At 72.2% G+C, this 8382-nt stretch carries 8 protein-coding genes; all 8 read right to left on the reverse strand.

Annotated elements, in window-relative coordinates; translation table 11 throughout:
• Positions 1 to 138: 138 nt before the first annotated feature.
• Positions 139 to 351, reverse strand: a complete 213-nt coding sequence (locus AB0P03_RS13560; RefSeq protein WP_363628887.1) for an MbtH family protein — start codon at positions 349 to 351, stop codon at positions 139 to 141.
• Positions 352 to 363: 12 nt separating this feature from the next.
• Entirely contained in the window at positions 364 to 1269 is a 906-nt protein-coding gene (locus AB0P03_RS13565; RefSeq protein WP_363628888.1) for a winged helix-turn-helix domain-containing protein, read from the reverse strand.
• A gap of 51 nt (positions 1270 to 1320) precedes the next feature.
• Positions 1321 to 2127 carry an enduracididine biosynthesis enzyme MppR gene (gene mppR / locus AB0P03_RS13570; protein WP_363629152.1) on the reverse strand — a complete coding sequence of 269 codons (807 nt, stop codon included), beginning with the start codon at positions 2125 to 2127 and terminating at the stop codon, positions 1321 to 1323.
• Between the two features lie 4 nt (positions 2128 to 2131).
• Complete coding sequence (locus AB0P03_RS13575) at positions 2132 to 3391, reverse strand: aminotransferase class I/II-fold pyridoxal phosphate-dependent enzyme (protein WP_363586135.1); 1260 nt, start codon at positions 3389 to 3391, stop codon at positions 2132 to 2134.
• Complete coding sequence (gene mppP, locus AB0P03_RS13580) at positions 3388 to 4518, reverse strand: enduracididine biosynthesis enzyme MppP (protein ID WP_363586134.1); 1131 nt, start codon at positions 4516 to 4518, stop codon at positions 3388 to 3390. The genes AB0P03_RS13575 and mppP overlap by 4 nt, the downstream gene beginning before the upstream one ends.
• 39 nt (positions 4519 to 4557) lie before the next feature.
• A complete protein-coding gene (gntD, locus tag AB0P03_RS13585) occupies positions 4558 to 5580 on the reverse strand; it encodes a guanitoxin biosynthesis L-enduracididine beta-hydroxylase GntD (RefSeq protein ID WP_363586133.1) in 1023 nt (340 codons plus the stop codon).
• A 125-nt stretch (positions 5581 to 5705) separates the two neighbouring features.
• Positions 5706 to 7022 carry an MFS transporter gene (locus AB0P03_RS13590; protein ID WP_363586132.1) on the reverse strand — a complete coding sequence of 439 codons (1317 nt, stop codon included), beginning with the start codon at positions 7020 to 7022 and terminating at the stop codon, positions 5706 to 5708.
• Positions 7023 to 7026: 4 nt separating this feature from the next.
• A complete protein-coding gene (locus AB0P03_RS13595; protein ID WP_363628890.1) occupies positions 7027 to 8382 on the reverse strand; it encodes a serine hydrolase domain-containing protein in 1356 nt (451 codons plus the stop codon).

Raw genomic sequence — 8382 nt, forward strand, 5'->3', positions numbered from 1 at the left:
GGTTCTCAAGGATCCGCCGCATTCCGCGGCGGACCATCTCCTGGTCGTCTGCGAGCAGTAATCGAATGGTCACAGCCAGGAATTCTGTCATAGCGGCGGACCGGGGTGCTCCGGTCCGCCGGGTGGGACCGGGTCCGGTCAGCCCTGCCGGGCCGCCAGGCTCGCGGGCCGCATGTCCGTCCAGTTGGTGTTGACGTAGGCGATCGCCGCCTCACGGTCGGCGTCGGCCAGGACCGTCCGCCAGCCGGCCGGGACGTCCACGAAGACCGGCCACAGCGAGTGCTGGCCCTCGTCGTTCACCAGGACGTGGAAGATGGCGTCGGGGTCGTCAAAGGGGTTGGGAGAACTCATGGTCGCGCCTCCTCAGGCCGAGATCCAGGTTCGTTGGTGACTGCGAAACGGCACCGGCGTGAGTTCGCGGCTCTGCAGCAGGGCCATGCCGAGCGAGGTGAGGGTGTGCAGCGCCGTGTTCCGGTTGCGGGCGGTGGTGATCAGGCCGGCCCGGCGCAGGACCGCGGCGTGCTTGCTGGCGCCGGCCAGCGATATGCCCAGCTGTTCGGCGAGTTCACCGGTGGTGCGGCTGTCGGTGAGCGCTTGGATCGCGGCCGCCCGGGTGTGGCCGACCAGCGCGCCGAGCGCCTGTTCGTCCGACTGCCACGCATCCCAGAGCCCGGGCTTGACGCCGGAGCCGATCGGGAAGACGACGGCGGGCCCGCCGGCCTCGCGGTCGTCGTCGATGAACACGCAGGACTGGTCGTGCAGGAAGAACGAGGGGCTCAACACCAGCCCCCGGCCGCCGAGGTGGACGTCCCGATCCGGCCCGCCGCGAACCTCCAGGGTCGGCGCGTTCCAGATCAGCCGCGGGTGGAGGGCGCTCAACAGCCGTTCCGCACCGAGGGCGATCGCGACCCGGCCGCGGGCGTCCCGCACCCGCTCCAGCTGCGGCTTGACGTCCGCCCAGTGCGGCAGGACCGCGACCTGGGTGAAGGAGCTCAGGAGCGCCGTCGGACCGGCCTGCCCCTCGCCAGGCGCAGTGGACGTCCCGAGCAGCTCGATCAGGTCGGTCAAGTTCGGAGCCTGTTGCGCAAGTAACTCCAGCTCCGCGGTGCGCACGCCCAGGACGGCACGCACTCGCATGCGCCAGGGCTGGAACGCCACGCTGCCGCTGTGGCTGAACCGGTGAAGGGCGAAGACGCCCTCCGTCAGCGGGCCCAGGCCGGCGACCATGCGCAGCCGGGCCAGATCCTCGACGGTGAAGTGAATTCTCAACACAAAGACTGCCCCCGTAAGTCGCTTTATCAGGCGGGACTCAGTACCTGTTCAATCCTCGCTGCCCCTCAGGACCCGGCCGCCATGCAGCGTCTCGGCGTAGGAGAACACGTGACCGGCGCCCACTTCGACCGGGGCGAGCCGGGCGAAGTCCGCTCCCAGCACATCGAAGAATCCGAACTCGGCCGCCCCCGACCACACCTGCGAGAACTCCACATCGGACACTTCGGACGCCACAAGAGCCGTCTCTCTAGGTCGAGTTGACGTCCAGTCAGGGATATGCAAAGTGTGCGCCAACGGTACCATGTGCAACCCTGGCGGCTCAGGGGAGATTCCCGTCAGTGTCACCGATGCCTCGACGGCCCTGCGGCCGTGGACGGACATCGTTGCGGCGAAGGTCCCGCCAGGAGCCAGCCTGGGCCCGGCCCGGCCCACGGTGGCCGGCCGGCTCTGGTGGACGACCCCGAACTGCTTGGGCATGCCCTGCACCCAGCCGCGCATCATCGGCACGGGCTGGTCGACCCAGGCGTACGGGCACCTCGCCATCGGCTCCCCCTCGAACTCGCAGGCGAGCAGGACCAGGAACTCTGAGAAGCGGTTGCGGCACGGGTCGGCCAGCTCTTCCCCCGAGTCCGAGCACCATTGCCACTCCGCGAAGACGGCCGCCGCCGCGCCGGCGTCCCTGCCCGGCGTCAGCCCGGGTGGCAGGAAAGCGGCCACGGCCTCGGGTTCGACCCGGTAGTCCACCATCACCACCTCACCGGTGAAGTGCCATGGGGGCGGGGTGAGCATGGACGACCCTCCGGACGGGGAGAGCGGCAGGCTGTACCCCCGCAGGCCGCCCACGACGGCGGGCATCCCCTCATCGGTCACGGACACATTCGGCTCCTGTCGATAGCGGGGTCGCCGACGGGTGGGTGGTCGACGGCGGCGAAAGGGTGCGCCAGGCGGCGGCCAGCCGCTCGGCGGCCATCACCAGTCGCCCGGACGAGTTGAAGCTGAAGGCCAGCCGAAAGGAGTTCTCGCCACCAGGGCCGAACCGGGAACCCGCGGCGATCCGGACGCCGGCCAGGGCCGCCGCCCGGAGCAGTTCCGCCTCCCGGTGGCCGGCCACCGGCTCCAGCCACAGGAAGTAACCCCCGGACGGGACCCGGAACCGCACCGGCTCCGGCAGGTCGACGGCCCGCAGGCCGGCCACCAGGGCATCCCGGCGCGCCGCCAACTCCCCACACAGAAAGGCCACATGGCGATCGTATTCACCGTTCGCGAGCACGACGGCGGCGGCCAGCGAGGCGGTGTGGTTGAGCGAGCCGCCGCTGACGAAGAGGCCGTGCGCCGCCAGCCGGTCGACGAGTGCGGGATCGCCGAGCAGCCAGCCCAGCCGCAGCCCCGGGGCGAGCGTCTTGGAGAAGGTGCCGAGCCGGAGCACGCCCCGGTGGTCCGCCAGCGCGGCGAGCGACTGCGGTGGCTCCGCCGCCGGGTCGAGCGCCAAGCCGGCGTACGCGTCGTCCTCGACGACGAGCAGCCCGTACTCGGCCGCGACGGCGAGCAGCTCCCGTCGCCGGGCCGTCGTCAGCGTCCGGCCGGTCGGGTTGTGGAACGTCGGGTTGAGGTAGAGGAAGGCAGGCCGGACGCCCCCCGGGGCCGGAGCGCGAAGGGTCTCCCGCAGGGCCTGCGGCGACATGCCGGCGGAGTCCGCCGGCACCCGCCGCAGGGTGAGCCGGCAATCGGTGAAGAGCTTCTGGGCCAGGTCGTAGCAGAGGCCGTCGGTCAGCACCGCGTCCCCCGGGGAGGCCAGCGCGGTGGAGATCAGGTAGAGCGCCTGCGAGGTGCCCGCCGTCACCAGGACGTTCTCCGGCCCGCACGGGTGCCCGTCCGCACGGGTGGCCCGCTCGGCGAGTGCCTCCCGCAGCGGATGGGCCCCCGCGTTGTTCCCGTACGCCAGCGCGGCGGCGCCGAACTCGGCCAGTGCGCTCACCTGCGCCTCCCGCACGAGCTCCACCGGGAGCAACGCGGGGTCGAGGTAACCGGGCCCGAGGTCGATCACTCCGGGCTCGGCCGTCTCCTGCACCAGACCGCGCTGCCACCGCCGGGCGTGGCGGGCGGGCGTCGCCACGGTCACCTGGATTCCAGGACGGACCTGAGCAGGCGGACCGACTCGGCGAGCGGCTCGCGCGAGCGGGCCAGTGCGATGCGCAGCATCCGGTCGCCCTCGGCCGGCTCGGCCCAATGGAACTGCCGGCAGGGCAGGGCGAAGACATTGTGCTCCCGCAGGGCCTCCCACACCTCGGTACCGGTGCGGCCGGAGAAGCGGACCCGCTCCACGCTGGTTCTGCTGTCGGGGTCCGGGAAGTCGACGCCGGGCACGCCCGCCAGGCCGGTCCGCACCAGCTCCCGGTTGCCCGCGATGAACTCGTGCAGCTCGCCCAGCCCGCCGGAGGCCGCGTCCTCGGCGAAGCGGCGGATCATCGCCAGGATCAGCGGCGAGACGCCCAGCAGGATGTCGGAGTAGATCTTCTGCACCGGCAACCCGAGGTCCTCCGAGGCGACCAGCATGCCGGCCTTCAGGTCGAGCGTGGGCCAGAGCTTGCCGGTGTCCTCGATCACCGCCCAGCGGCAGCCGCTGGCGTCGAGCACCGCGTAGTGGTCGTAGTGGGCGCGCGGATCGAAGCCGCGGAAGGACGTGTCCAGGGCCAGGACCACGTCGTGCTCGGCGCACTGCTCGGCGATCCGGCGCAGCCGCTTCTCGCTGACGACCCGCCCGGTGGGGTTGTTGGGCGTGGTCAGGAAGAGGCAGCCCACCGAGGCCAGGAACTCCGGCGTCAGGTCCTCGCCGTGCAGCGGGTCCTCGGCGATCGGGACCAGCCGCAGGCCGTTGCCGCGCAGCAGGTCGGCGATGTTGTCGAAGGTGGGGTGGACCAGGGCGACCGTCTCCACCTTGGACGCCAGCGCCCGGGAGAGGATCTCCATCGCGACGGACGAGGAGTAGCAGCTCATCACCCGGCCGTGCTCGGACGGGTAGCCGTCCTGGCCGAGCAGGGTGAAGTAAGCCTCGTGCGCCTCCCGCTCGATCTGCTCGACGGGGCGGCGCTCGCCCTCGGCGAAGAGCAGCGGCAGCTCGTCGACGACCTTCGTCTGGCCGGGGGTCAACGCCTGTCGGGCGTGCCCGTCCGCGATGTTCAGCTCGCTGTTGAGGGCGAGGTACTCCCACTGGGTCAGGTTGCCCTTGTTCTGCTGTATTCCGGTCACGGTTTCCTCACGTGAGAAAAATGGGGGCTTCGGTGACGGTCAGTAGATGACCCGGGAGTCGGCGCTGAGCCGGTACTCCCGGGACTTGCGAAGGTCGCGGGCGATGTTGAGACGGCGCAGCCAGCGGTCGGTGCCGTCGTAACGGGCGCGGAACGGATTGCGGCCGTGCACCACCCGGTAGTTGTCGAGGAAGCAGATGTCGCCCGGCCGCAGGACGACTCCGGTCAGGGCCCGGTCGATGGCGGCGCCGATGGCGTCGAGCGCCCGCTGCTCCTCGTCGTCGTGGACTCCCTGCATGTAGTACGGGTCGATGACCAGGTAGGGGTCGTCGGGATCGCCGAACAGGACGGCCAGCGGGTCGGGCTGCCGCAGCGCCTGCTCCACCCGCTCCAGGGCTCGCCGGCGCAGCAGTTCCTCGCGATCCTGCGCCCCGGCGGACTGGGCACCGCCGCGGTGCGCGTCGTCCGGCAGGATGCGGAAGCGCGGCTCGCTGAGCGCGGCCCTGGCCCCGGCGTCCAGCTCGACGTCGGCGATGTCCGCGACGGTGGTCTCGACGCCGTCCGGGTTCCGCAGGCACATCAGACCGAGGTAGTCGGTGCGCAGCGGGTGGAAGGCGTCCTCGGTGTGCCAGCTGAGGGTCTCGGCGCTTCCCCACCCGATCTGGTCGTGCTCGTGCGACTTGACCGGGTAGACGTCGTGCATGATCAGGCCGTCCTGCTGGGTGGCCCAGCCGATCGGGTCGCCGAGCACGCTCCCGATCAGGAAGAAGGCGATGTCCTGGCTGAGCGAGGGGGACGGGGCGGGCTTCCTGCGACGCTCGGCCGGGGTGGGTCCGAGCAACGCGTCCTCGACGTGGAGACCGGAGACCACGAGGGTTCCGGACTTCTCGGTCAGTCGGAACTCGTTGAGCCTCCCGCGCAGTCGGCGGGGCAGTTCCTGCGCGTGGGTGCGGCTCTCGCGCTGGAACACCGGCGACTCCACGGTGTCGTACCGGTGGGCGAGTTCGTCGGCGATCGCCTCGACGGCCAAGACCTCTTCGTCGGTGAGTCGGATGTGGAACACGAGCGGGACCTCCCTTGACGGTCCTGGGGCAGACCTCCCGGTGCACCGGGAGCCTCACTGATGTCCGCCGGGGGTTTCCAGACACTTGAACAGAGAGTGAAATTGCCATGGGGCCGGAACGGCGGTTACCCGCGGGTCCGGTCGGCCGCTGGGAAGCGGCGCAGCACCGGGCTCGCGGTCGTACCGACGGCGATCAGCGCCAGTGCCCCGGCACAGGCCAGTACGGCCGCGGTGCCGCCCCCGGACCTGGCCACCAGCACTCCGCCGGCCAACGGGCCCAGCGCCCCGGCCCCGCCGGAGCACAGGGCGGCGATGGAGCTCACCCGGCCCCGGAGACCGTCGGGGGTGACCATCAGCTGGTGGGTCATCACCGTGGTGTTGGCCACCGGTGCGAACAGGGCCGCGAGGCCGAGCAGCACGCCGAGCGGCACGCCACCCGAGACGACGGCCATCAGGGCCGTCGCGACGGCGGCCAGCCAGGCGAAGCCCAGCACGATCACCGGCGCCGGCAGGCGGCGGTGGAGCCAGGGGGCGAGGGCGGCTCCCAGGAGTCCGCCCACCCCGAGGCAGGCCATCATCAGGCCGATCTCGCCGGGCGCCGTCCTGTCCTCGTTGGACACCGCCAGGATGATCACCAACAGGGCGTTGAAGACCAGGTTGGTGCCCACCATCCAGACGAGTGTGGTCCGCAGCACCCGGTTGCGCAGGACCCAGCGGAACCCTGCGGCCATCTCGCCGCCCATCCCGCCGTCCGGCTTCCCGGTGCCCGGGCCGGCCACGGGGGGCAGCCTGAGCAGGGTCAGCGCGCCCGCCGAGAGGGCGAGCACCGCGGCGGTCACCGCGAAGGGGTCGGTCGGGTGCACGGCGAACAGGAACCCCGCGACGGACGGGCCGAGCAGGGTGGCCACGTACGGGCGGGCGGCGTTGCGGGCCACCGCGGTGGAGAGTTGGGACTCCGGTACCACCTGCGGTAGGGCCGCGTGCTCGGCCGGCTCGAAGACCGAGCCGAGCGCCCCCTCCAGCACCACGACGGCCAGCAGGTGCCAGTAGCTGTAACGGTCCAGGGCCAGCGCGGCGGCGAGGCTGCCCATGCCGACGGCCCGCAGGGCCTGGCAGGTGAGCATCACGGTGCGCCGGTTCCAGCGGTCCGCGATCGCGCCGGCGGGGATCGCGGCCAGCATCCGGACGGCGGCGAGCACGGACGAGGCCGTGCCCATCTGGATCGCCGATCCGGTGTGGGCCAGGATCAGCAGCGGGATGGCCACCATCGCGATCTCGAAGGCCAGTTCGGAGAGCAGCTGGCCGGTCCACAGGATGTTGTAGTTGCGGTTGCGGGACAGCGGCCGTGCCGTCGGCGGGCCTGGCGGCCCACTCGTCGGTTCACCATCCGGTCCCGTCGTCGGTTCACTCGTCGTTCCACTGGTCGGGCGTGCGACGGTCATTCACTCACCACTTCTCGGACCGGCCTCGGCGCGCGAGCCGGCCGGACACCTGGAGGTACTCGACCCGGCCGGTGCCGGGATCGCGGAGGAAGCGTCCGGCGTGTACCAGGCCGACGGACGGTTCGCCGCCCGCCTCACGCATGGTGAAGCGCAGATCGGCGGTGCAGCTCAGCTCGTACTGCGGCGGGCCGCCGAGGCCGAGCAGCAGCCCGGGCCCACCCCGGGTGACCAGGTACTCCAGGTCGCCGTTGGCGTAGCCGCCGAGGCAGTCGTCGGGCGCGTCCGCCGGATCGCCGTCCGTGTCCAGGGCTCCCTGCCCAGGGACCGCGAGCCCGGCCTCGCGGAGCTTCCCGACCACGTCGGCCCACAGGTTCTGGCCGGTGTTGGCGTTGGTGGTGAGGACCACCACCGTGCCCTCGACGGGCTCGAACCTGAGGTGACAGGAGATCCCGTCGCCCGTGCCGTCGTGGCCGTACCAGTCCGAGCCGCCGTCGCGGTACCGGGCCCAGCCGAGCCCCCAGCCGTCGGCCATCCCGTACGGCCCGAAGGGGACGCCGGCGAGCTGGTCCCGGCGCATCTCGGCGACCGTGTCCGCGGCCAGCAACGGGCCCGGCCGGGCCAGGAACTGGCGGGCGAAGAGGGCCACCTCCCCGGCGCTGAGCGCCAGGGAACCGACGGACGCCTCGACCACCGACACGCCCTGCTCGGGCACCGGGATCGTCCGCCTACCCGGCGCCCGCACCACGTGGCCGCCGACCACGGACCTGCCACCCGGCTCGCGGACGTCCCCGACGAAGGCCGGGGCGGTCCCGAGCGGGGACAGCAGGATCGCGTCCAGCGCCTCCGGCCAGGGCATTCCGGTGATCTCCTCGACCAGGAGGCCCGCCAAGACGTACCCCACGTTGGAGTAGGAGAACGCCGTCCCCGGCGCGGCCACCTCGGACTGCCGGTTCGCGTACCGGGCCGCCAAGTGGCGCGCGCTGCCGGCCTTCCCGGCGTCCTCGGGCACGACCGCCGGCAGCCCCGCGGTGTGGCTGAGCACCTGCCGGACCGTCCCGGTGGTGTCCAGCCCGGCCTCCGGGAGGTGGCAGGCCACGGGGTCGTCCAGCCCGGCGTCCCCGTCCGCGACCAGGGTCATCACCAGCGCGGCGGTGAACGGCTTGGTGAGCGAGGCGAGCGGGAAGGCGCTGTCGCGGCGGACCGGCCGGCCGACGCCGAGGACCTGCTCGCCGACGGCCACCGACACGGTGCGGTCCCGGTGGTGAACGGCCAGTTGGGCGCCGGGGACCCGGTGCGCCCGGCACAGCCGTTCCAGCAGCGCGGACAGGCCCGGCTCGTCGATCGGGTGCTGGTCGCTCAT

This window comes from Kitasatospora sp. NPDC088779 (genome assembly GCF_040685395.1).
GTDB lineage: Bacteria > Actinomycetota > Actinomycetes > Streptomycetales > Streptomycetaceae > Kitasatospora.